This window comes from Burkholderia sp. Ac-20345, assembly GCF_017104825.1.
Classification (GTDB): domain Bacteria; phylum Pseudomonadota; class Gammaproteobacteria; order Burkholderiales; family Burkholderiaceae; genus Burkholderia; species Burkholderia lata_B.
Genome location: NZ_JAAGPO010000184.1, coordinates 1 through 22,600 on the forward strand (window position 1 = coordinate 1; position 22,600 = coordinate 22,600).

General features: G+C 67.0%; 18 protein-coding genes and 1 pseudogene. 6 read left to right on the forward strand and 13 right to left on the reverse strand.

Annotated elements, in window-relative coordinates:
- Window positions 1-147 precede the first annotated feature (147 nt).
- Together tssK and tssJ are read right to left on the reverse strand one after the other, a co-directional pair.
- On the reverse strand, window positions 148-1,557 hold the full coding sequence (gene tssK, locus G3O06_RS37910; RefSeq protein ID WP_205819182.1) for a type VI secretion system baseplate subunit TssK: 1,410 nt from the start codon (window positions 1,555-1,557) through the stop codon (window positions 148-150).
- Window positions 1,554-2,069 (reverse strand): type VI secretion system lipoprotein TssJ, encoded by a 516-nt coding sequence (gene tssJ / locus G3O06_RS37915; RefSeq protein ID WP_174969980.1) that lies wholly within the window; start codon window positions 2,067-2,069, stop codon window positions 1,554-1,556. The genes tssK and tssJ overlap by 4 nt, the downstream gene beginning before the upstream one ends.
- A 630-nt stretch (window positions 2,070-2,699) precedes the next feature.
- Between tssJ and G3O06_RS37920 the strand changes: the two genes are divergently transcribed.
- Together G3O06_RS37920 and tagH are read left to right on the forward strand one after the other, a co-directional pair.
- On the forward strand, window positions 2,700-3,086 hold the full coding sequence (locus G3O06_RS37920; protein WP_205819183.1) for a TssQ family T6SS-associated lipoprotein: 387 nt from the start codon (window positions 2,700-2,702) through the stop codon (window positions 3,084-3,086).
- A gap of 44 nt (window positions 3,087-3,130) precedes the next feature.
- Window positions 3,131-4,579, forward strand: a complete 1,449-nt coding sequence (gene tagH, locus G3O06_RS37925; protein WP_205819184.1) for a type VI secretion system-associated FHA domain protein TagH — start codon at window positions 3,131-3,133, stop codon at window positions 4,577-4,579.
- A 54-nt stretch (window positions 4,580-4,633) separates the two neighbouring features.
- Here tagH and G3O06_RS37930 read toward each other — a convergent pair whose 3' ends face one another.
- From G3O06_RS37930 to G3O06_RS37970, 9 genes are all read right to left on the reverse strand, one after another.
- The gene (locus G3O06_RS37930) at window positions 4,634-6,112 is read right to left on the reverse strand and encodes a sensor domain-containing diguanylate cyclase (protein WP_205819185.1); all 1,479 of its coding nucleotides are present in this window, start codon (window positions 6,110-6,112) and stop codon (window positions 4,634-4,636) included.
- Window positions 6,113-6,298: 186 nt separating this feature from the next.
- A complete protein-coding gene (locus G3O06_RS37935; protein ID WP_205819186.1) occupies window positions 6,299-6,496 on the reverse strand; it encodes a hypothetical protein in 198 nt (65 codons plus the stop codon).
- Between the two features lie 18 nt (window positions 6,497-6,514).
- Complete coding sequence (locus G3O06_RS37940; protein WP_069748211.1) at window positions 6,515-7,960, reverse strand: NAD-dependent succinate-semialdehyde dehydrogenase; 1,446 nt, start codon at window positions 7,958-7,960, stop codon at window positions 6,515-6,517.
- 151 nt (window positions 7,961-8,111) lie between these two features.
- The gene (locus G3O06_RS37945) at window positions 8,112-9,407 is read right to left on the reverse strand and encodes a cytochrome c (RefSeq protein ID WP_174996549.1); all 1,296 of its coding nucleotides are present in this window, start codon (window positions 9,405-9,407) and stop codon (window positions 8,112-8,114) included.
- 15 nt (window positions 9,408-9,422) lie between these two features.
- On the reverse strand, window positions 9,423-11,645 hold the full coding sequence (locus G3O06_RS37950) for a xanthine dehydrogenase family protein molybdopterin-binding subunit (protein ID WP_205819187.1): 2,223 nt from the start codon (window positions 11,643-11,645) through the stop codon (window positions 9,423-9,425).
- Window position 11,646: 1 nt separating this feature from the next.
- Window positions 11,647-12,102 (reverse strand): (2Fe-2S)-binding protein, encoded by a 456-nt coding sequence (locus G3O06_RS37955; protein WP_043183740.1) that lies wholly within the window; start codon window positions 12,100-12,102, stop codon window positions 11,647-11,649.
- A 135-nt stretch (window positions 12,103-12,237) separates the two neighbouring features.
- Window positions 12,238-12,537, reverse strand: a complete 300-nt coding sequence (locus G3O06_RS37960) for a putative quinol monooxygenase (protein ID WP_043183739.1) — start codon at window positions 12,535-12,537, stop codon at window positions 12,238-12,240.
- Window positions 12,538-12,635: 98 nt separating this feature from the next.
- Window positions 12,636-13,679 (reverse strand): NADP-dependent oxidoreductase, encoded by a 1,044-nt coding sequence (locus G3O06_RS37965; RefSeq protein WP_205819188.1) that lies wholly within the window; start codon window positions 13,677-13,679, stop codon window positions 12,636-12,638.
- A 234-nt stretch (window positions 13,680-13,913) separates the two neighbouring features.
- The gene (locus G3O06_RS37970) at window positions 13,914-14,534 is read right to left on the reverse strand and encodes a TetR/AcrR family transcriptional regulator (RefSeq protein WP_174996546.1); all 621 of its coding nucleotides are present in this window, start codon (window positions 14,532-14,534) and stop codon (window positions 13,914-13,916) included.
- 307 nt (window positions 14,535-14,841) lie between these two features.
- Here G3O06_RS37970 and G3O06_RS37975 point away from each other — a divergent pair, with 307 nt between their 5' ends.
- Complete coding sequence (locus G3O06_RS37975) at window positions 14,842-16,413, forward strand: hypothetical protein (RefSeq protein WP_205819189.1); 1,572 nt, start codon at window positions 14,842-14,844, stop codon at window positions 16,411-16,413.
- A gap of 101 nt (window positions 16,414-16,514) precedes the next feature.
- On the opposite strand, the gene G3O06_RS37980 is transcribed toward G3O06_RS37975, so the two are convergent.
- Window positions 16,515-17,534: a DNA-binding protein gene (locus G3O06_RS37980; protein ID WP_205819190.1), complete on the reverse strand. Its 1,020-nt coding sequence runs from the start codon at window positions 17,532-17,534 to the stop codon at window positions 16,515-16,517.
- Between the two features lie 833 nt (window positions 17,535-18,367).
- On the opposite strand from G3O06_RS37980, the gene G3O06_RS37985 reads away from it, so the two are divergent.
- Both G3O06_RS37985 and G3O06_RS37990 read left to right on the forward strand, forming a co-directional pair.
- The gene (locus G3O06_RS37985; RefSeq protein WP_205819191.1) at window positions 18,368-19,552 is read left to right on the forward strand and encodes a thiolase family protein; all 1,185 of its coding nucleotides are present in this window, start codon (window positions 18,368-18,370) and stop codon (window positions 19,550-19,552) included.
- A gap of 258 nt (window positions 19,553-19,810) precedes the next feature.
- The gene (locus tag G3O06_RS37990; protein WP_205819192.1) at window positions 19,811-20,476 is read left to right on the forward strand and encodes a cation diffusion facilitator family transporter; all 666 of its coding nucleotides are present in this window, start codon (window positions 19,811-19,813) and stop codon (window positions 20,474-20,476) included.
- A 193-nt stretch (window positions 20,477-20,669) separates the two neighbouring features.
- On the opposite strand, the gene G3O06_RS37995 is transcribed toward G3O06_RS37990, so the two are convergent.
- Window positions 20,670-21,860 (reverse strand): LuxR family transcriptional regulator, encoded by a 1,191-nt coding sequence (locus G3O06_RS37995; protein WP_174969963.1) that lies wholly within the window; start codon window positions 21,858-21,860, stop codon window positions 20,670-20,672.
- Between the two features lie 282 nt (window positions 21,861-22,142).
- On the opposite strand from G3O06_RS37995, the pseudogene G3O06_RS38000 reads away from it, so the two are divergent.
- Window positions 22,143-22,454 (forward strand): annotated as a pseudogene (locus G3O06_RS38000) (alpha/beta hydrolase fold domain-containing protein); the annotation flags it as partial.
- Window positions 22,455-22,600 lie beyond the last annotated feature (146 nt).

Below are 22,600 nucleotides of genomic sequence, written 5' to 3' on the forward strand. Positions count from 1 at the left end.
GGCCCAGCGCCCGGGGCGCGGCTGCGTCGCGGTCGGGCCGGCCGCACCCGCCGCGGCCGGATGCATGCCGCCCGGATTCGGCGGCACGAATCCGCCTGCGCCAGGGGAGATCGAATCGGAGGAGGAATTCATCGCGTCGCCCCGCCCTTACCCGCGTATCGCCCAGAACTCCATCGAGAGCCCAGGGAATTCGCCGGCGAAATGGAAAGCGAGACCGCCGGAGCGCGCCAGCTGCTTCCACAGGTCGCTGCCCTTGTCGATCTCGAAGTACGTATGGCCCGCGTGATACGGGATCTGTCGCGGCGCGACCGGCAACTGGCGCATCGTGATGCCCGGCAGCTGCAGTTGCACGAGATCGCGGATCCGTTCGACCGGCCCGAGCTTCGCCTGCGCCGGAAAACGCGTGCGCAGGCTGTCGGCCGGCAAGTCTGCACGCACCGCGAGCACGAAGCCGGCCGTGTCGCGCAGCGCCGGGTCGGCCAGCGTCGCGACGCGGATGCCATTGCCCGCATCGCGCAGCTCGATCTGGATCGCGTTTTGTTCGAGCACAGTCGACAGCGACCGGCGCAGCTCGGTCATCAGCTCCGCGAAGCTCGTGCGCAGGTCGTCGTGCACGTAGACCGCGAGCGACTGCGGGCGCCTGCCGGCCGCCGTGAACGTGCTCAGGTCGCACGCGAGCTTCAGCCAGTCGCAGAACAGCGCCTCCGGATGCGTCGACACGTGTTGCTGCGCATGCCAGGTCAGCGCGAGATAGCGGTTCACGAGCTGCAGCAGCAGGAAATCCGCGACTTCCGACACGCCGCCGCGCCCGGGCTCCGACAGCCGTTCCGCGAGCGCTTCGCTGCGTTGCGTGAGCAGCCCGTGCAGCTCGCGCGCATAGGCCAGCAGCACGGCGTCGTGCTGCGCGACGAGGCGCGGCGGAATGTAGCCGTCGTCGACGAGCAGCCGCGCATCGGTGCGCCGCTCGACGATGCGCGCAACGCCGAGTGCGTGCCAGTCGCCGGTCAGCTCGGCTTCAAGCATCAGCCGTACGTTCAGGCGCCCCGTCTGGAGCAGCGCGGGGCCGAGCGCGACCGCGTTCGCGTCGGCCACTTCGTATTCACGCACGACGTAGCGCGCGACATCGGCACTGCCGTTCGCGCCGTTCGAGGCATGGCCGCCACCTGCGCCGACACCCGCACCGAACGACACCTCCTCGCCGCCGCCGCGCCACAGCGGCAGCGCGAGCACGACGAGCTGGTCCTTCGCATCGGCCGGCACGTCGAGCGGCTCGGGGAGATCGTCCGGATGGGCCAGGTCGAACGGCGTGCCGTCGCGCATCACGCCCGACGCGGTGCGCAGCGCGACCTTGCCGAGCGCCAGTTGCTCGCGATCGAGCTCCAGCGTGTCGAAGCCCCAGTAGAAGCCTTGCAGCGGCAGGCAGCGCAGCGCGACGTAGCGTTCCCAGTGCCGTTCGAGCTGCTGGAAATGCTGCGGCCGCAGGAACATCCCTTCGGTCCACACCACCCGCTGGCGGAGCGCCGCGACCGGCGTCGCGGACATCGTCGGTTCGGTCATGGGCGCCCCTTCGCATCGTTCAGCGCGACGCCGCCATTGCGAACGGCGATCGACAGCTTCAGCTCGCCCGGCGACGTCTGCCAGAACTTGTAGAGATTGAGCTGCTTCGCGCGCGGCAGCGGCACCGTCAGCCGCCAGCGGTTCTTTTCGAGCATCCGGTATTCGGCGACCACGCCGATCGCGCCGGCCTCGACGTTGCCGCGGTAGTGCAGCGTGCGCGACTCGCCCGGCCGCAGGATCACGCGATCGGTACCGAGCAGGTCCGCGCCGAGCACGTTCTCCGGCTTGTCCTGCAGCGAGAAGAAATCCGCGCTGTCGAACGACGATGCCGCGCGGAGCTGGAACACCTTCAGCACGATCGGCGAAGGCTTGCGGTTCATGTCAGGGTTGACGTCGGGGGCAACGTCAACCGTGATCGCATACGGCACCGCCGCGGCGTGCTCGGTCGCACCGCATCCCGGCAACAGCATCACGCATCCCCATACGATGAAACTGCTCGACCGCCATTGCATATTCCACCCTCGCCACCCAATAGCCACGCGCCGGTTTTCGATTTCAAAACCGGATGATCTGATTGAAAAAGGGACAATTAATAGATCGGTAATTGTGTAGCCTGCATATCCATCCATTGAAATCCGTGTCGGCAAATTATTCTTGTAAAAAGCCGGGTCGTATCATTCATGGTTTTTGAAAGTCTATTTTTGTAAATGACGGGTAATTGAATTGGTGTTTGTAAATTAATGGCAAAATTTAATCCGACCGGTGCGCCTGGGCGGCCCGGTTCTATGGCATGGACACCTGTCGGATGGGCGCGGGGCGCAAGCCGGCCGGCCGCCGGGCAAGGGACGCTCGCGACGCTGGTGGTGTGCCACGCTATTCGTTTCCCACGAACGGACGGTCCGATATTTCGTGCATTGACGTGCGCAGGCCAAACAACTGACGAATCCGAAAAACACAGCGAACTATAGGCCGTTTTTCCGGATTAACAAGCACTGAAATTCGTAGTCGATTATGTATTCAGGTGGGAAAGGATCGGCTAAATGAAACAAAACGTAACAGCCGGTTCGATGCCGATGATTGGCACTAGAATCCAACAGCGCTTGTGTGCCACCTTCCAATTACGCCAATTTTTAATTTCAATAATGAAAGGTCGTTCATCGCTCGTTCTTTTCCTCGGCGCATGGTTGCTGGGGGCCGGCGGGTGCAGTACGTCCCCGATACAGTCGGCTGCACGCACGACCGTCGACAGCGCGCGCGCCGCGTACGACAGCGGCGACTACGGGCGCACGATCGCGCTGCTGAGCCATGCGAAGGAGATCGACGGTGCCGACACCGACACGCAGGTCGCCGCGCACAAGCTCCTCGCGTTCAGCTATTGCGTGACGAGCCGCATCACACCGTGCCGCGCCGAGTTCTCGAAGATTCTCGACCTCAACCCGCGCTTCGACTTGTCCCCTGCCGAGAAGGGGCATCCGATCTGGGGGCCCGCGTTCGAATTCGCGCGCCGCAGGCATGCGTCGTCATCCTGAACGAACCGGCTTCCACGCGAGCGCTTCACCGAGCGACGTATGACATGCAACTGATCGTGATCGAACATGCCGGCGAGCCGGTCGGAAACGACTCCTACGACGCCGTCGTGTTTCATCCGCCCGGCGGCACCATCGGCCGGGCCAGCGACAACCATCTCGTGTTGCGCGACGACACGAGGCAGATCTCGAGGCTGCAGGCGCTGCTGCAGGTCGGCGACGACGAATGCCTGCTGAAGAACCTGAGCAGCGTGTCGACGATCGAGGTGAACCGGGAGCCGGTCGGCTATGCGCAGGAGCGCCCGCTCAACACCGGCGACATCATCCGCATCGGGCCGTACGTGCTGCGCGCAGAACGTGACGATGGCGGCGACGGCGACGATGCACCGGTCATCGACATGGCAACCGGTACCGGTGGGCACGTCGAGACGCATGCGCAGGCGCATGCTTCAGCTACGCCCGCGCAAGCATCGTCTTCGCGTGTCGATACGAAAGGCGCCGGCAATCGGCTGTGGGCGCTCCTGCAGGATCGTCTCGCTCCGCGCGGCAAGGCGGCGGACGCCGGTACACGGCCAGGCGGCCCCGCACGGGCGGATGCCGCGCAGCCGGCGAACCGCGCGGCGCAGGCGGTACCGCCCGCCGCTTCGCAACGCGACCTGCACCAGCTGTCGACCGATCCGCTCGACCTGTTCATGCAGTCGTCGGGCGACCCCGGCGCATCGCGCACGGCGCAGCAAGTCGATCCTGGCAACGCGGATCGCGAAGCGTCGTCCGCGACACAGGCCGACCATGCGCCCGAGTGGACGCAACACGTGCGTGTACAGCCAGCCGCCGCGCGCGCCGCCGATCCGCAGCTAGCCGACGAACCAGCGCCGCATGCGGCGCGCGCGCCGACGCCCGATGAACTGCTGAGCGCGTTCTTCGAGGGCGCGGGGCTCGATACGGCCGCCGAATCGCATCAGTGGTCGGCCGAACAGCTGTACATCGCGGGCCAGTTGCTGGCGCTGTTCGCGAACGGCACGGTCGAGCTGCTGTCGTCGCGCAGCATCCTGAAGCGCGAGGTGAAGGCGCACATGACGATGCTGCTCGATCGCGAGAACAACCCGCTGAAGCTGCTGCCCGACGGCGGCGCCGTGCTGAGGCAGATGTTCGGGCTGCCGCTGCCGGGCTTCATGTCGCCGCAGAGCGCGGTCAGCGACGCGTTCCAGGATCTGCACGCGCACCAGATCGGGATGGTCGCCGGCATGCGCGCCGCGTTGATGGACCTGCTGACGCGCTTTTCGCCGCAACGGCTGCGCGAGCGGGACGACGCGATGCGCTGGTACGAGAAGCGCGTGCCCGCGCTGTACAAGGCAAGGATGTGGGATCGCTACGCGGCGACCCATCGCGACACGGTGTTCGCGATCGAAGACGATTTCGCATCGGTATTCGGCAAGGCGTTTCTGGCGGCGTACGACGCGGAAGTGGAAAGCTATCGCGGCAGCGGCCGGCATTGAGTGTCGAACGGCACGCCCGCCACCGGCAGCGGGCGATGCGTGCCGGCGGCGGCGTCAGGTGTCCGCATCACGCGAGGCGACCTTGTTTCGCCCGGTTTCCTTCGCGTGGTACAACGCCTCGTCGGCCGCCTTGATCACCGACTCCACCTCCCCTTCCTGTTCGGGCGCCCAGCTTGCCACGCCGATGCTGGCGGTAACGCGCCCGAATTCGCTTTCCGCATGCTCGATCGCTAGTCCGTCGATGGCCGCGCGAATCCGTTCGGCTATCTCGGTCGCGCCCGTCTCCGGCGTATCGGGCAGGATCACGACGAATTCCTCGCCGCCATAACGGGCCGCGGTGTCCGCGGGGCGCCGGATGTTGTCGCCGATGCACCGAGCAACCGCGGCCAGCGCATCGTCGCCGGCCTGGTGACCATACGTGTCGTTGTAGGCCTTGAAGCGGTCGACATCGACGAACAGTAGCGAAAACACCGAACGGGCACGGCGTGCGCGGCGCCATTCGAGGTCCAGCACTTCCCCGAACGAGCGGCGATTGTTGAGCCCGGTGAGGCCGTCGGTGCGCGCGAGCATGACCAGCTCGGATTCGGCGCGCATCCTGCGCCGCAGCTGCGTGCCCAGCAAGAAGGACAGCACGATGAACGCCGCGCCGAAGGTCGCCACCAGCGCGCCGATCGTGATTGCCCGGCGCCGCCATGCCGCGTAGATGTCCTGCTCCGCCTCGGCAACCATGACGATCAGCGGCAGGTGCGGCAGCGTCTTGAAGTAGTACAGGCGGCGCACGCCGTCGATCGTCGAGGTCTCGATGAACGAGCCTTCCGGCGCCGTCTGGAAGTGGCGAAACGTCGCCGCCTTGCTGATATCGCGACCGATGGTGCGCACGTCGTACGGCTGGCGCATGAACATGATGCCGTCCGTGCCGACCAGCGAAATCGCGCCGTGCGAGCCGAGCGCGAGGCCGGCGAACAGCGTGTGGAAATACTCGAGATTGACCGCGATCAGCGCAATGCCGCCAAACGAGCCGTCCGGATTCGACACGCGGCGCGTCAGCGCGACGCTGAGCGAGCCGCCGCGCAGGCGGGAGGCAAACGGATCGCTGATGTAGAGTCCGGCATTCGGATTGTCCCGGTGAACCGTAAAGTACTTGCGATCGCCGAAATTGCCCTGTCGCGGCACGTCGTTCGCCGAATCCAGGATGATGTTGCCGGCCGAATCCAGCACGAGCATCGAGCCGAGAAATTGCGCCGTCATCGCGTGATCGAACAGGACGCTGCGCCGCAGGGCCGGTGTGGCCCCCATGACGTCCGGCCGCTGGAGGCCCTGAATCACCGCCTCCAGTGACAAGCCGTAAAGCTCGATATTGCGTTCGATGTCGCGCTCGGCGACGAGCGCCAGATTCCGCGACGTGTCGCGCGCGCGATCGAGCGCATCGTGACGGCTCTGAAACAGCTGCAACACGCAGAGGCCCATCAGCGCGCACGCTATCAAGGTCCCCGCCAGCACAACGTAGTACGGCGCTGCCGACCGCGAATGCATCCGTTTCCTCTCAGGTTGGGCCGACGCTGACGCACCGGTTGTTATGGTTTGTTCTGAATAACCTATACCAAAAAGTGCAGCATCCGGGTACGAGGTGCAGTCCGTACTTGCCAGGTTGCTGACGACGTGACCTGAACGGTGTCGAGCGGATCGTGTTCCGGTCGAGCCGGCATTGGGTGCCGACGCTCATTCGCTGAGTGTGGTGGTGTGGCGTATGTCATTGCCGATGACGAAACTGAAACAATCCGGCCGCAGTGATTCGAATATTGAAATGATCGACCGGTTGCCGTTCGAATGCACGGCTGGCAGGGAAAACTGGCGGTAGACCGGGCGTGCCGCCCGGCCCACGCCGATCGCGTGCGCGACGCCAATGGCACCGCGCACGCGAACGATCGACGACCGTCAGACGGCCATCACCGTCACCGACTTCGTGACAAGGTACGGCTCGAGCGCTTCCGGCCCGCCTTCCGACCCGTAACCCGAGTCCTTCACGCCGCCGAACGGCATTTCCGGCCACGGCGTCGCCGGCTGGTTGATCCACAGCATCCCGACTTCGAGGCGCTGCGTGAGCAGGTGCACGTTCGCGAACGAACGCGTGAACGCGTAGCCGGCGAGACCGAACGGCAGACGGTTCGCTTCCGCGATCGCGTCTTCGAGCTTGTCGAAACCGCGGATCGCCGCGACCGGGCCGAACGGCTCGTTGTTGAACACGTCCGCTTCGAGCGGCACGTTCGCGATCACGGTCGGCGCGAAGAAGTTGCCTTCCGAGCCGATCCGCTCGCCGCCGGTTTCGATGCTCGCGCCGACCTTGCGCGCGTTGTCGACGACCGACGCCATCGCGGTCAGCCGGCGCGGGTTCGCGAGCGCGCCGAGCGTCGTGCCTTCCTCGAGGCCATTGCCGACCTTCAGCCCTTCGGCATGCTTGACCAGCGCGCGCGTGAATTCGTCGCGGATGCTGTTGTGCACGAGAAAGCGCGTCGGCGAAATGCAGACCTGCCCCGCATTGCGGAACTTCGCGCCGCCGGCGGCCTTCACCGCGAGCGCGACGTCGGCGTCCTCGGCCACGATCACCGGCGCGTGCCCGCCCAGTTCCATCGTCGCGCGCTTCATGTGCAGGCCGGCCATTGCGGCGAGCTGCTTGCCGACCGGCGTCGAACCCGTGAACGTGACCTTGCGGATCACCGGGTGCGGGATCAGGTACGACGAGATTTCCGCCGGATCGCCATACACGAGGCCGATCACGCCGGCCGGCACGCCCGCGTCGACGAAGGCGCGCAGCAGCGCGGCCGGCGATGCCGGGGTTTCTTCCGGTGCCTTCACGAGGAACGAGCAGCCGGTTGCCAGTGCGGCGCTCAGCTTGCGCACGACCTGGTTGACCGGGAAATTCCACGGCGTGAAGGCGGCGACTGGGCCGACCGGCTCTTTCACGACCGTCTGCTGCGCGGCGAGGTTACGCGGCGGCACGATCCGGCCGTACACGCGGCGGCCTTCGTCCGCGAACCATTCGATGATGTCCGCCGCCGACAGTACTTCGACGCGCGCTTCGGTGAGCGGCTTGCCCTGTTCCTGCGTCATCAGCTGCGCGATTGCGTCGGCGCGTTCGCGCACCAGCGCGGCGGCCTTGCGCATCGTCGCCGCGCGCTCGTGCGCGGGCACCTTGCGCCATGCTTCGAAGCCGCGTTGCGCGGCGGCGAGCGCACGGTCGAGATCGGCGATGCCCGCGTGGGCCACCTTGCCGATCGGCTTGCCGGTCGCCGGGTTCACGACGTCGATCGTCTTGCCGCTCGCGGCGTCGACCCACTCGCCGTCGATCAGCAGTTGCGTATCCGTATAAGTCACGTTAGCCATCCAGACACCCCTACATTGCGTCGAAAAACGCGCGCTGCCGCGAACGGCCGCGCGCCGGTTGACAGAAAAAGCCAGGCCGCCGGGCAGGCACGCACCCGGTGGCGTCGACAGCGGGCACGCCGGCCCGCCATCGTTCCGCATGGGGCCGCGCTCAGCGCGCGGCCGCCGTCGCCTTGCGGAGTTTCGCGACGTCCGCCGCCTGCACGGCCGGCGCGCCGTTGTTCCAGCCGGCGCGCATGAACGTCAGCACGTCCGCGATCTGCCGGTCGTTCAACTGGTTCGAGAACGCCGGCATCGGATACGCGGACGGCACGCCATCGATCACGAGCGTCTCGCTGCCGTTCAGCGTCACGTTGATCAGCGACGCGGCATCGGCTTCGAGCACGTTCGGATTGCCAGCGAGCGGCGCAAGCAGCGGCGCGTAGCCGCGCCCGTCCGCGCCGTGGCAATGCAGGCAGTAAGCGTTATACACCTTCGCGCCCGGATCGGCTGCCGGCCGGCCCAGCACGACCTGCGTCGCCTTCGGATCATAGCTGTACGGCGGCGCGCCCGTGCCGCCCGCCGCCGGCAGCGATTTCAGGTAACGGGAAATCGCCGCCAGATCGTCGTCGGAGAGCGCCTGCGTGCTGTGGTTGATCACGCTGACCATCGAGCCGAACGCGGTCGCATGGCGGTTCGCGCCGGTCTTCAGGAACTGCGCGACCTCGGCCTCGTTCCAGCGGCCGAGCCCCGTGTTGGGCTCGCCGGTCAGGTTCGACGCGAACCAGTTGTCGATCGGCGCGCCCGACAGGAACGCCGCGCCGCCTTCGTCGAGCGCCTTCTCCTGGAAGCCGACGCCGCGCGGCGTGTGGCACGACCCGCAGTGCCCGAGCCCCTGTACGAGATACGCACCGCGATTCCACACCACGTCCTTGGCCGGCTTGTCGGCATAAGGCGTCGTATCGAGGAACACCATGTTCCACAATGCGAGTGGCCAGCGCATGTTGAGCGGCCACGGGATGTCGGACGGCCGGTTCGCCTGCTTCACCGGTTCGACGCCGTGCATGAAGTATGCGTACAGCGCCTTCACGTCGTCGTCCTTCAGCTTCGCGTATGACGGGTACGGCATCGCCGGATACAGGTTGTGACCGTCCTTCGCGACGCCCTTGCGCAGCGCGCCGGCGAACTCGGCTTCCGTATAGCCGCCGATGCCCGTCTCCGGATCGGGCGTGATGTTGGTCGTGTAGATCGCGCCCATCGGCGTGACCATTTTCAGGCCGCCGGCGAACGGCGTGCCGCGCGGCGCGGTGTGGCACGCGACGCAGTCGCCCGCTTTCGCGAGATACGCGCCGCGCGCGACGAGCGCGCTGTCGGCCGGTGCCGTCTCAGCATGAGCGGCCGTGCCGGCCAGCAGCGCAGACACGGCGAGCAACGACGTGCCGAGCATCTTCAGGGTGAGGTTTTGCATGTTCGTCGCCTCCCCTCAAGCCGTCTTCAGCTGGTCGCCGACCGGCAGCTTGCGCAGCCGCTTGCCGGTTGCCGCGAAGATCGCGTTCGACAGCGCCGCGGCCGTCGCGGCCGTACCGGGCTCGCCGATCCCGCCCGGCGCTTCGCCGCTTTTCACGAGATGGACCTCGATCGGCGGCGTCTCGTTGATCCGCAGCATCCGGTAGTCGGTGAAGTTGCTCTGCACGACGCGACCCTCCTCGATCGTGATCTCGCCATACAGCGCGCCCGTGATCCCGAAGATGATGCCGCCCTGCACCTGCGCCTCGATCGTGTTCGGGTTCACAACCATGCCGCAGTCGACCGCGCATACGACGCGCTTCACCTGTACCTCGCCGTTATCCACCGCGACATCGACGACGATCGAGAAGAAGCTGCCGAACGCGTGCATCACCGAGACCCCGCGCCCTTGCCCCGTCGGCAGCGCCGGGCCGCCCCAGCCGGCCGCCTTCGTCGCGACGTCGAGCACGTTGAGCGCGCGCGGTGTCTTGCCGAGCAGCGCGCGGCGGTATTGCACGGGGTCGGTCTTGGTCTGCGCGGCCAGTTCGTCGATGAAGCTCTCGACCACGAACGTGCCGCGCGTCGGGCCGACGCCGCGCCAGAACGCGGTCGGGATGTGGCGCGGCTCCTGGCGCACGTAGTCGACCAGCTGGTTCGGCAGCTCGTACGGCAGCTCGGCCGCGACCTCGACCGCATCGGGATCGACGCCGTGCTGGAACGCCGGCGGCGCGAAGCGCGCCATGATCGACGAGCCGACGATCCGGTGCTGCCACGCGATCGGCTTGCCGTTCGCGTCGAGCCCGGCCGAGATCCGGTCGTAGTAGTACGGGCGGTACATGTCGTGCTGGATGTCTTCCTCGCGTGTCCAGACCACCTTCACCGGCGCATTGACCTGTTTGCCGACCTTCACGGCCTGGCCGATCATGTCCGTCTCGAGCCGCCGGCCGAAGCCGCCGCCGAGCAGGTGGTTGTGCACGACGATCTTCTCGGGCGCGAGGCCCGTGAGCTGCTGCACGGTATCGCGCGCCCGCGTCGGCACCTGCGTGCCGACCCAGATCTCGCAGCCGTCACCGCGCACGTGCACCGTGCAGTTCACCGGTTCCATCGTCGCGTGCGCGAGGAACGGCTGTTCGTAGACGGCGTCGATGCGCGTCTTCGCATTCGCGAACGCCTTGCCGACGTCGCCATCCTTGCGCGCGACCGCGCCCTTGCCGTTCGCCGCGGCCTGCGCGAGATCCGCGACGATGTCCTTCATCGACACCTTCGCGTCCGCGCCTTCATTCCACTTCACGACCAGCGCTGACGCGCCGCGCTTCGCGGCCCACGTGTGATCGCCGACCACCGCCACCGCGTTGTCGACGCGCACGACCTGGCGCACGCCGGGGATCTTCTTCGCGGCCGACTCGTCGACGCTCGCGACCGTGCCGCCGAACACCGGGCTGTTCACGATCACCGCGTACAGCATGCCGGGCAGGCGCACGTCGAGCCCGAACTGGGCGGTGCCGTCGACTTTTTCCGGCGAATCGAGCCGCTTTGCGGGCGTGCCGATCAGCTTGAAATCCGCCGGCTTCTTCAGCGCGACGTCCTTCGGCACCGGCAGCTTTGCGGCGGCGTCGGCGAGCTGGCCGTACGACGCGCGCCAGCCGCTCGGCGGATGCTGCACTTCGCCGTTCGCGGCGCGGCAGGATGCCGGATCGACATTCCATTGTTTCGCGGCGGCCGCGACCAGCAGCGTACGTGCGGTCGCGCCTGCACGGCGCAGCGGTTCCCACGCATAGCGCACCGACGTCGAGCCGCCGGTAAGCTGGCCGCCGAGCAGCGGATCGAGGAACAGCTTCTCGTTCGGCGGCGCATGGTCGAGCGTCACGCTCGACAGCGGCACTTCGAGTTCTTCCGCGATCAGCATCGGCAGCGCCGTATAGACGCCTTGCCCCATCTCGACCTTCGGCATCACCAGCGTGACCTTGCCGGCGCGGTCGATCTGCACGAACGCGTTCGGCGCGAACACGCCGGCGCGCGCGGTTTCATCGCCGTCGCCGCCAATCACCGAACGGCGCGCATCCGCGCCCGTGGCGGGCATACTGAAGCCGAGCAGCAATCCACCGCCCGCCGCCGCGCCCAGCGACATGCCGAGCTTGAGGAACGAACGGCGCGACACGCCTGTGCCGGCCCGGCCGGCTTCGATCAGTCCTCGCGACATGTCAGGCCTCCTTGGCGGCTTGCTTCACGGCCGCGCGAATGCGGTTGTACGTGCCGCAGCGGCAGATGTTGCCGGCCATCGCCGCGTCGATGTCGGCGTCGCTCGGGTTCGGGTTCGACGCGATCAGCGCGGTGGCGGCCATCACCTGCCCCGACTGACAGTAGCCGCACTGGACGACGTCGAGCTCGCGCCACGCCTGCTGGACCTTGTGGCCGGCCGGTGTCGCGCCGACGGCTTCGATCGTCGTGATCTTGCGGCCCGCGACCGCCGCGACCGGCAGCACGCACGAACGCGCGGCGACACCGTCGAGATGCACGGTGCACGCGCCGCACTGGGCGATCCCGCAGCCGAACTTCGTGCCGGTGAGGCCGACGACGTCGCGCAGCACCCAGAGCAAGGGCATGTCGTCTGGGGCGTCGACCGAGCGGGTTTCGCCGTTGATGTTGAGGGTGATCATTCAGCCTCCGGGGCCGGTGTATTGGGGAGGCGGCGCGAACGGCGCGCCGCGTGGTGTCGTCATCGCCGCCGCGCACTGTGCGGCGGGTGCCGTGCGGCCCGGGTGGGAGCGGGCCGCGACGGTGGTGCTGCGTGCTTACTCGGCGACGTCGATGCCCGACAGCACCTTGATGACCGGCGGCGCGGTGAACCAGTCGGCCGATTTCGTGCGGAATTCACCGAAATACGGGCTCGCAAGGTGCGCGTCGAAGGCGGCCTGGTCGTCGTAGATCTCGTACAGGTGCAGGTTCGGCGAGCCGTCCTGCTCGCGGAACAGGTCGTAGCGCCGGTTGCCCGGTTCGGTACGCGTCTTTGCGACCATGCTGCGCAGTTCGGCTTCGGCAGCCTCCGCATGTTCGGGTTTCACAAACAGGGAAGCAATCACGTGAAGCGCCATCTTGTCACTCCTATCGAAACGGAATCGGGAAAGCCGCCCGCCTGCGTCATGTCACGCCGGCGGGTGGCTGTTTATTGCTTGCTGCAAGCCGGGCCGTATCAGGCCAGTTCGTCCGGGCCCACGCGCACGACGACCTTGCCGAAATTCTTGCCGGCGAGCAAGCCGATCAGCGCTTCCGGTGCGTCTGCGAGATCGGGGACGACGTCCTCGAGCGTCTTCACCTTGCCCTGCGCGACCCATTCGCTCATTTCCTTCATGAACGCCGCATAGCCGGTTGCATAGTGATCCAGGATGATGAAACCCTGCATCCGGATGCGCTTGCGCAGGATCGTGCCGACCAGCGCCGCCAGGCGGTCCTGGCCGGTCGGCAGCGCGGTGTCGTTGTAATGCGAGATGATCCCGCACACGGGCACGCGCGCATGGTCGTTCAGCAGCGGCCACACCGCGTCGAACACGGCTCCACCGACGTTCTCGAAATAGACGTCGATGCCGTTCGGGCAAGCGTCCTTCAGCTTCGCGGCAAACGCCGGATCGCGGTGGTCGACGCATGCGTCGAAACCGAGCGTATCGGTCACGTACGCGCACTTGTCGGCGCCGCCTGCGACGCCGACCACGCGGCAGCCCTTCAGCTTGGCGATCTGGCCGACCACCGCGCCGACCGCACCGCTCGCCGCCGCGACCACCACGGTTTCGCCGGCCTTCGGCTCGCCGATTTTCAGCAGCCCCGTATAGGCAGTGAAGCCCGGCATGCCGAGCACGCCGAGTGCGTACGACGGATGGGTGAAATTGCGGCCGAGCGGAATCAGGTCGCGGCCGTCGGACAACGCATAGTCCTGCCAGCCGGCGCCGGCAACGACGAGATCGCCTTCGTTAAATGCGGGCAGGTTCGACGAGACGACCTGGCTGACGGTGCCGCCGACCATCGGCTGGCCGAGTTCGGCCGGCGGCGCATAGGACGGTGCGTCGCTCATCCGGCCGCGCATGTACGGGTCGAGCGACAACCAGACCGTGCGCAGCAGCACCTGGCCGGCGCCGGGCGTCGGCACCTCGGCGGATTCGGTGCGGAAGTTGCCCGGGGTCGGCGCGCCGACCGGGCGCGAATTCAGGATGATCTGGCGATTAGCGGTCTTGCTTTGCGGCATGTGAGCCTCCGTCAACAGGAATGGACGTGCTTCGTGGGCACGATCGGATCAGGGATGGACCAGCGGGAGACGCACGCGGGCGGCAGCATCGGCGGTCAGGCCGTCGCGGCTGCGTGCATGCGGTTGAATCAATCGGGACAGCGTAACGCGGCGTGGCACGTTCGTCATGCGGGTTTGAGTAGACCAGTCGTCTAGAATCAGGGTAAAAACAAGGCGCGCCGATGCGCGCCCGGGTTACGACTGCGCTCCACTTGGCTCGAGCGGCGGCAGGTTCAGCATGCGCCGCGTTTCGACCATCGCCCTTTCGAGCGGCTTGCGGTTGCGGTGAATCTTTTCCAGCAGCGTCGCGCCCAGCCACAGCTCGTAGAGGATCGCGGCCGTATGCGACGGGTCGGCGACTCCGCCCAGCGAACCGTCGGCCAGCCCGGCCTCGATGCCGCCCGCGAGCCGCTCGATGATCTGGCCGGTACCGTGCCGCAGCACCGTGCGCATCGCCTCCGACAAGTCCGACACTTCCGCGCCGAGCTTCACCGCGAGGCACTTGCCTTCCGGATCGTCCGCACATTGCGTGTGCAGCCAGTTGCTCCAGTACGTCATCAGGCGCTCGGCGCCCGTGCCGGCCTGGTGCTTGAGCAGGTTGTCGAGATGCTCGAGGTAGCCTTCGAAATACGATTCGAGCAAGGCTTCGCCGAACGCCTCTTTCGAGCCGAAGTAATGGTAGAACGAGCCCTTCGGGATGCCCGCCGCAGCGAGAATCTCGTTCAGACCGACCGCCGAAAACCCCTTGTGGAGCATGATCGGCTTGGCGATATTCAGGATGTGCTGGCGGACTTCCGCGCCTGAAGATGCATTCATAATGGCGTATGTTAGCAACGATTAGACCGGTCGTCTAGTAACGTCGAACCGGCATGTTGAGCGGCACTTTACCCGATCCCCGGCGGGCGCCCAAACGTCGCGCCGGCATTCCGCGCCTCTCTCCCGCCCCGCCGCGTGCGTCGCGTCACACGCACGACTCGGTTTCGTCGCGGGCGTTTCATCGATCTCCCGCATAAATACGCGCGGCGCATGTGCCGGCGATCGCGAAGTTTCGGCCGGCATTGCACACGTGTGCAATGCGCCGGATCGTCGTTGACGCCTCTCGAACCCGTGACCAGGAACGCCCATGACCGCTTCGAAACCCGAACGCCCGTCCGCGCCGAACCGCCGGCGCTTCATCCAGCGCGGCGCCGCGCTGACCCTGTCGCCGCTCGTCGGCACGCTGGCCGCCTGCGGCGGCGACGGCAGCCCGACGTCCGCATCGTCGTTTGCCGCAGCCGGCGCCGCGGATGCGTCTGCACGCAGCTACGGCATCGCCGACCGCTCGATCACGATCAACGTCGTCAATGCGATTCCGTCGACGACGCTCGCGTACGGCAACGCAGCCAGCCAGAGCGGCTCGCTCCCGCAGGCATCGCAAGCGCAGGTCGCGACCGGGCAATCGACCGCCGTCAGCGCGTCGAACAGCTGGGGCGATTGCACGGGATCGTTCAGCCTTGCCGGTGGCGACGCATCGTTTGCGATTGCGTACACGCATCCGTTCGGATCGCAACCGACCACCGTCAGCGTCACGCCGTCGGCCGGCTACGTGTCGGGCGCCGACGCCGCCACGTTTCCCGGTCACGACTCGGTCGCGAATCTCACGCTGTATCGCGGCGTCGCGACCGCGAACGGTGCGTGGGTCGTTCCGCTGTCGCAGCTCGCGACGCCGCCGGCCAACAACTGCCAGGATTTCGCGAACAGCATGTTCGGCAGCAACGTGCGCACGGCCGCGGCAATCCAGTCCGCGTACCAAAGCACGGGCCCGCTCGGCTACGTGCCGCCTGCCGACTTTACGGGCGGCCAGTTGGCGGGGTTCGTCGCGCAATGGGTACAGCGCTGGCAGAACGGCGCGGCCTATGGCGTGCTGCCCGCTGCCGATGCGCAACTGATCGACGCGTTGAAGCAGTACGTGTCCGGCGCATCGAACGCCGGCCCGCTGATGATGTGGGTGCCGCAGATCGCGTGGCAGGCCGGAACCGATCCGGCGGTGTTCGCGCTGACGGGCTATCGCGCGTTTCCGTTCGTCGATGCGCAGGGCAACTGGAACGCGGGCACGCTGTCCGCGTTCCTGACGCTGCTGGCGGCCGGCTCGCATATCGTCGCGATCAGCGCGACGAGCGACCTGCCGGCGGGCGTCACGATGCAGGCGTTCGATAGCTTCATGGGTGCGAGCGGGCTGACGACGTCGACGGATATCGGCAATTCGCACTACGCGTCGGTGCTGAACACGACGGGCCGCTATTACCTGAGCGTCGGCAGCGATTTCGCGCCGGCGAACTGCGGGCTGATCCTGTCGTTCCTGTACGGGCGCACGGTGAACAACCTGCTCGCGGGTGCCGGCACGTACAACACGTTCATCCAGCTCGAAGGCTGGCAGGCCGGCGGGTCGCGGCACAACGCCGACTACGCGACGTATCAGCAGACGTTGTGGAACATCTCGACGTATGGTGCGTCCGCGTATAGCGAGAAGCGCGCGACATCGATCTTCCTCGCGCCCGCCGGGTGGACGCCGCAGGTCTATCAGACGACGCGGATGATGCCGTACGTCGGGGCGTATGCGCAGTCGAACGGCTCGCCGCAGGGCTGGCTGAACACGTCGCTCGTCACGATTCCGGCGGACGCGCCGGCGTTGCCTTCGCGGTATGTGTCGAGTTGATTTGTATCGGTGGGTGGGCGATCGGAGGTGTAGCAGGCTCGGTTGCTTGCCCGCTTCAGGCGTGCGTCACCATCGGCTGATGCACGCTTGTGGTTTTGCCGTCAGCGCGGCGCTTCGTCGGCGCGCTTTCGTGTGCGCGCCCTCCGCTCGTCGCGTTGCGTGGCCGGCGCCGCCTTGGCGCCGCGCAGCGGCGCCCGACGCGCGAGCACCGTCATGTCGCGCCGCAGCGCATCGAGTTCCTTGCCGCGCGCCGCTTCAGTCGCCTGCGCGCCGTCGAGTTGCCCCTGAAGCACGCCGCATCGATGCAGCGCGTCGCCGAGTTGCGCCTGCAGCGCGGCCACATCCTTCCGCTGCTGCGCATCGCGTTGCTCCGTGCGCGATGCCGCTGCATCGAGCTCCTTCTGCAGGCGCGCGGCTGTGAGCCGCTCGCGATCGATCTCCTGAAGCGCCCGCTTCTCCGACGCGCGCAGGCGTTCCTCGGCCCGGCCGGCGTCGTCGCGCAGCCGGTCGAGCTGGGTGGTGAAATCCGCGCGTGCCTGCGCGAGTGCGCGGTCGCCTTCCGCGTTGTCGGCCGTGAGGCGTTCGATATCCGCTTGCAGCGCTTGCCGCGATGCGTCGTCCGCCGCCCTCGCCTGTTCCATTTCCTGGATGCGCACCTGGGCGGCGAGCAGCGCGGCCGTGCGTTGCTCCAGCGCGGTTTCGGTGCGGGCCAGTTCGGCCTGCAGCGCCGTCACTTCCGCCTTCGCTGCGGCCCGCTCGGCTTCGACTTCCGCGCGCAGGGCGTCGAGCGCGGCAGATGCGTCGGCGCTCGACCGATTCCATAGCGCCGCAACCAGTTCACCGGCAGCCGCCTGCAGATCGGCCGGCAGGTCGGGACGCTCGATGCGGACACGACTCTTTTCCCTGAGCTCGGCCCAGAACTCACCGAGGACGGCCGTCGGCGTGCTCATGCTGCCCTTGCGGACGAGCTGGTACAGGCGGTTCGCGGTGGGCGTGATGCCGAAGCGGAAGAACAGCAGCGCGCAGGCTTCGCGATACAGCTCGCGCGTTTTCGGGAAATCGGCCTTGAGGCGCGCGATTTCGGCGGTCAAGCGGGATTCGTCGGCAGCGAGATCGGACATGACGGGGTTGGGTCGATGATTTCGTAAATAATATAACGTAAACCGTTAAATATCCAATTATACCAGCCGTTGAATTTGACATTATTTCTATAATGTCGAGATTGAGAATCTGTACATCGGGTGCGAATGCGCCGAGCGTCTGTTTGCAGAATGTCGGAACCGCTCTTTGCGGAAACTCGTAACCGCCCCTCCTCCCGCAGCGTCTAAAGTCTGCCCCGAGCCTTGCTCGGTAAGGCTCAACGGCACATCGTCCGATCAAAGTCGGGGCAAGGACTCTTGCTCGAAGGTGGCTCGCCTGATGGGCAACTGGCGGCAGCATTTGTAGCTGTCCGCCAGAGCAGCGGCATGTGATGGCTGCAGGTCGCTGGAGACACCGCATTTCCGACCACCGGAAGCGATGCGACGATCGTCGCCAGTCCGTCATCCGGGTCGGGGCACCGCCCTGGCGCGGCACGGCGATCAGCCCACCCTGCCGCACAAAGGGATGCGGATAGACGTTTGCGCGCGCACCGACCTGGTCGCGCCGCCTCCTGCGCCTGTCGTTGCGCTCTCGCAGTCGACCGGCGGCAACAGCCGGACGCGTCGTTCCCCCCTTCCACACGCCTTGTCCCCCAATCCCGCGCACAATGCCCCCGTTGACAGTATGCATATGCATAGATACCGTTCCCTCACGTAGCGGCGTGCGATCCGGGTATCGGATACAGCCGCGTTGCGCGGCGTCGGCGGTCCAGCCGGCGTCACGGCGCAATCGAACCGGCGACGCGATTTGCGCGGCGTGCCCCGTTCGCAACCGACTCGTCCGCGCAGCTTGCAACGCGATCCAGGAACGCATCATGAGTACACGCGAAGTCGTCATCTGCCATCCCGTCCGGACCCCGATCGGCACGTTCAACGGGGCCCTGAAGGACACCCCGGCCACCGAACTCGGGGAGATCGCCGTGCGCGAAACCTTGCGGCGCAGCGGCCTCGACGGCACGGCGATCGACACGGTCGTTCTGGGCAACGTTATCCAGGCCGGCAACAAGATGAACCCGGCCCGGCAGGCCGCCATCGGCGCCGGCCTGCCGGTCAAGGTGCCCGCGCTGACGGTCAACCGCGTGTGCGGCTCCGGTGCGCAGGCGGTCGTCAATGCCGCGCAGGAGATCCTGCTGGGTTACGCGAACGCGGCGGTCGCCGGCGGCATGGAAAGCATGGAGCGCGCGCCGTACCTGCTCGACGGCGCACGCTGGGGTTACCGGATGGGCGACGCGCCGATCGGCGACAGCATGCTGCGCGACGGCCTCGTCGATGCGTTTTCCGACCAGCATTCGGGCTGGCATACCGAGGATCTCGCGAGCCAGCTCGACATCTCGCGCGACCGCCAGGATCGGTGGGCGCTCCGCTCGCAGCAGCGCTTTTCCACCGCGCTGGCCGACGGCAAGTTCGACGCCGAACTCGTACCGGTCGAGGTCCTGCAGCGCAAGGCGCGCGTCGCGTTTGCGCGTGACGAGACGCCCCGCCCCGACACGACGCTCGAAGCGCTCGCGAAACTGAAGCCCGCGTTCCGCCCGGATGGCACGATTACCGCGGGCAATGCGCCGGGCCTGAACAGCGGCGCGTCGGCCATGCTGGTTGCGGATCGCGCATTCGCCGACGCGCGCGGGATTGCGCCGAGCGCCCGGCTGGTTGCATTCGGCGTGGCTGCCGTCGAGCCCGGCATGTTCGGGCTCGGCCCGGTGCCGGCCGTGAAGATCGCGCTGGAGCGCGCGGGCTGGGCGCTGGCCGACGTCGAGCGTTTCGAGATCAACGAAGCGTTCGCGGTCGTGCCGATCGCGGTGGCAGGCCAGCTCGGCATCGCCGAGGACATCGTCAACGTCGAAGGCGGCGCGATCGCGCACGGTCATGCGATCGGCGCGACGGGCGCGGTGCTGACGACGCGCCTGATCCATTCGATGCGGCGCGACGGCATCAAGCGCGGTGTCGTCACGCTGTGCATCGGCGGTGGCCAGGGGATCGCGCTGGCGATCGAGACGCTTTGAGTTGAAGCTGACGCCGGCGCATCGACGATTCGGAGGAAAAGGGAAAAGCCGTGGGCGATGAGGTCCGCGGCGCAGGTTTCCCGAGACACGACGCAGCCGGCCACTTTCGCGGCGGCGCCTCGCCATGTCAGCGGGGGCGGCCCAGGCGCTTGCGGACGCATCCCGCACCGATTCGGCGATTCCTTCCGTGTCACCGATCTGCCACCGTCGACCGGTAGCGTTCGGGTCTGACCCACGCTATCGACAGACGAATCCGCCATGCAGCGCACGTCGCGCGCCTCGCCCCACGTATATGCGGCCACGTCCCGCGCCCTTGCCGTCAGCCTCGCGATCAACCTGCTGCTGCTCGCCGTCGAGACGGTTGCGGCATGGTCCGCGCATTCGTCGGGGCTGCTCGCGGACGTCGCGCACGCGGCGATCGATCTCGCAGCCGATGCGCTGATCCTCATTGCGTGCCGGCTCGACGCGCGCCTGCCGCCGGAGCGGCGCCCGACCTACGAACCGCTTGCGCTCACGGGCCTCGGCGCGTTGCTCGTCGCGACCGGCGCGCAGATGATCTGGCACGCGATGAACCGCTTCGCCACGCCGCCCGTCGTGCAGCCGGGCGCGACGACGCTCGCGCTCGTCGCCATCACGCTCGCCGGCAAGGGCGCGCTGTCGCACTGGATGCTGCGCAAGGCGCGCGAGACGGGCTCCGCGCTGCTCGAGGCGAGCGGCTGGCATGTGCGGACCGATGCGCTGTCGTCGCTGCTGGCGGCGCTCGCGATGAGCGCGGCACTGGTCGGCTTCGGTCGTCTCGACGATCTGGCCGCGCTCGCGATCGGCGCACTCGTGATCCGTACCGGCGCCGGTTTCATTCGGCGCGGTTGCGCGCAATGGCCGGCCCTGGCGTCGTGGGCGGGTCGTTCCACGCGCGGGTCGTGAACGCGAGCGGCATCGCCGTGCGTCGCACATCCGCTCTCCGCAAGCGGCTGCGCTGAACGAATCAGAGGCTCGCACCGTGCGAGCCTCTTTTGCATGATGTCGCCGCCGTCGTGCCGCACGCGATGCGTTGACCCGCGTCGATGTATCGCCAGACGAATGCGGCCGGTTCCGATGGATCGGCCGCGGCTGTCGCTTACCCGAGCGGCACGACGCTCCCGAGCAGAATTCGCACGAGCGTCGCCTGGCGCGTGACGCCCGTCTTCGAGAAGATCGCGCGCAGGTGCGTGCGCGCCGTGTTCTTGCTGATCCCCGATTCCTCCGCCGCTTCCTCGAGCGTCAGCCCGTTCGTCAGCAGCAGCGCGAGCGACGTCTCGGCAGGCGTCAGGTCGAACAGCTTGCGGATGATTTCCTGAGCGCCCTGCGGCTTGCGATCGGGATCGCGCAGGAACAGCGTGACGGCCGGCCGCCGCTTGTTGTCCTCCGACCAGTCGGACAGCAGCACCGTACGCACCAGCAGCCCGAGGCGCGGCTTGTCGAAGCTGCGCGTGATCGGCATCGCCTCGACGGTCGCCGCGGCCGTGCCATGGTGCCCCATCACCGCATGGCGGATCAGCCGCTTCAGCGTGCGGTTCTCCTGCGCATCGGTTGCCTCGATCGTGCCGCGTGCAATCGTCAGACCGTTGTTCTGCTTGAGGATATCGTCGGCGACGCTGTTGAGGTCGATGATCGTGCCGTTCTCGTCGAGCGTGATCGTGCCGATCTGCATCCGGTTGATCGCGTTCGCATAGATCGAGCGTTCGACCTCGGCCGTGTCGAGCCGCGAGTGCAGCTCGACCGCGCGCTTCAGGTGCGGCAGCAGCAGCGCGCAGATCGCCTTGTCGCGCGCGGAGAACTGCTTCGACGCATGGTTGCGGCACACGCGGAAGCGGCACTCCACGCCCGACGACGTGCGCAGGTCGGCCCCGAGGATATAGCGCACGTCCTGCGGCTTCAGGAACTGCTTGTACAGCTCGCTCGACAGCCAGCCCGTGTCGCCGAACACGTCGTCGACCGTGACCACGCGATCGGCCGGCAGGCCGACGAACGGGTCGAGCGAATAGTAGTAATTGTTGTACGACGCCTCGCCGTCGCCCGGCACCACCGGGCCGAATTCCGACGCGTGCACGGACAGCGGCGCGCGGCGGTCGCTCGCGGCCGCGCGCAGGATCAGCGTCACGTAGTTGGCCTGCAGCCAGCGCCGGACCAGTTCGAGCGCACCGGCCCACGGCGGCGTCTCCAGCGGCCCCTGGTAGATGCGCGCCATCAGCTCGCTGAAATCCGCGACGCCGATGTCGGCCTCGTCACTGGTTGCCTGGCTCTCTTGCGGAGCCCATCTCGTCTCCATCAGCACGCTCCATCCTCCATACGACATGTTTCCGGCGCAACCCAACCGCGCCGCAATGAATTAAGACGCGTCTAAATTCCGGCGTCATCGGGAGATTCACTGAATGGTGAGAATTGGCCATCCGTGCGAACGAACCATCGTCCGATCGGATGATGTGGCGCCCTGCCCGCTGCGCTGGAATGCCCGTCAGGCCGTGCCGGCAAGCGTCCGGCGCGGACTCAGGGAAAACCGCGACACGGGTTTACCTGATTCAAACCGCATCCGATTCAGACAGGAGTCCCCATGCCGCTCGACCCACAGGCGCAGGCGCTGCTCGCCGCGTTCGCCCAGGCACCCGCGATCGATTTCGCGCAGCTCACCGTTCCCGCGTATCGCGCGAGTCTTGCCGCCGGCGGCGCGTTCGCCCCGGGCGACGCCGTCGCCGCCGAAGAGGACTGGCAGATTCCCGCGTCGGGCCGTCAGTTGTCCGCACGGCTGTATCGGCCCGCCGCCGACGGGCCGTTGCCGCTGACCGTGTTCTTCCACGGCGGCGGCTTCGTGTCGTGCGGGATCGATTCGCACGCGAACCTGTGCCGTAGCCTCGCGGCCAGATCGGAAGAGCGTCGGGGAGGGAAAGAGTGTGAGCTATCGTGTAGATATCGGTGGTGGTCGTAGCATTAAAAAAAAAAAAAAACATCATCACAATGACACGATACTACTAGTACAAGTTATGTGATCGCGTCATGATACAACTGAGTCGA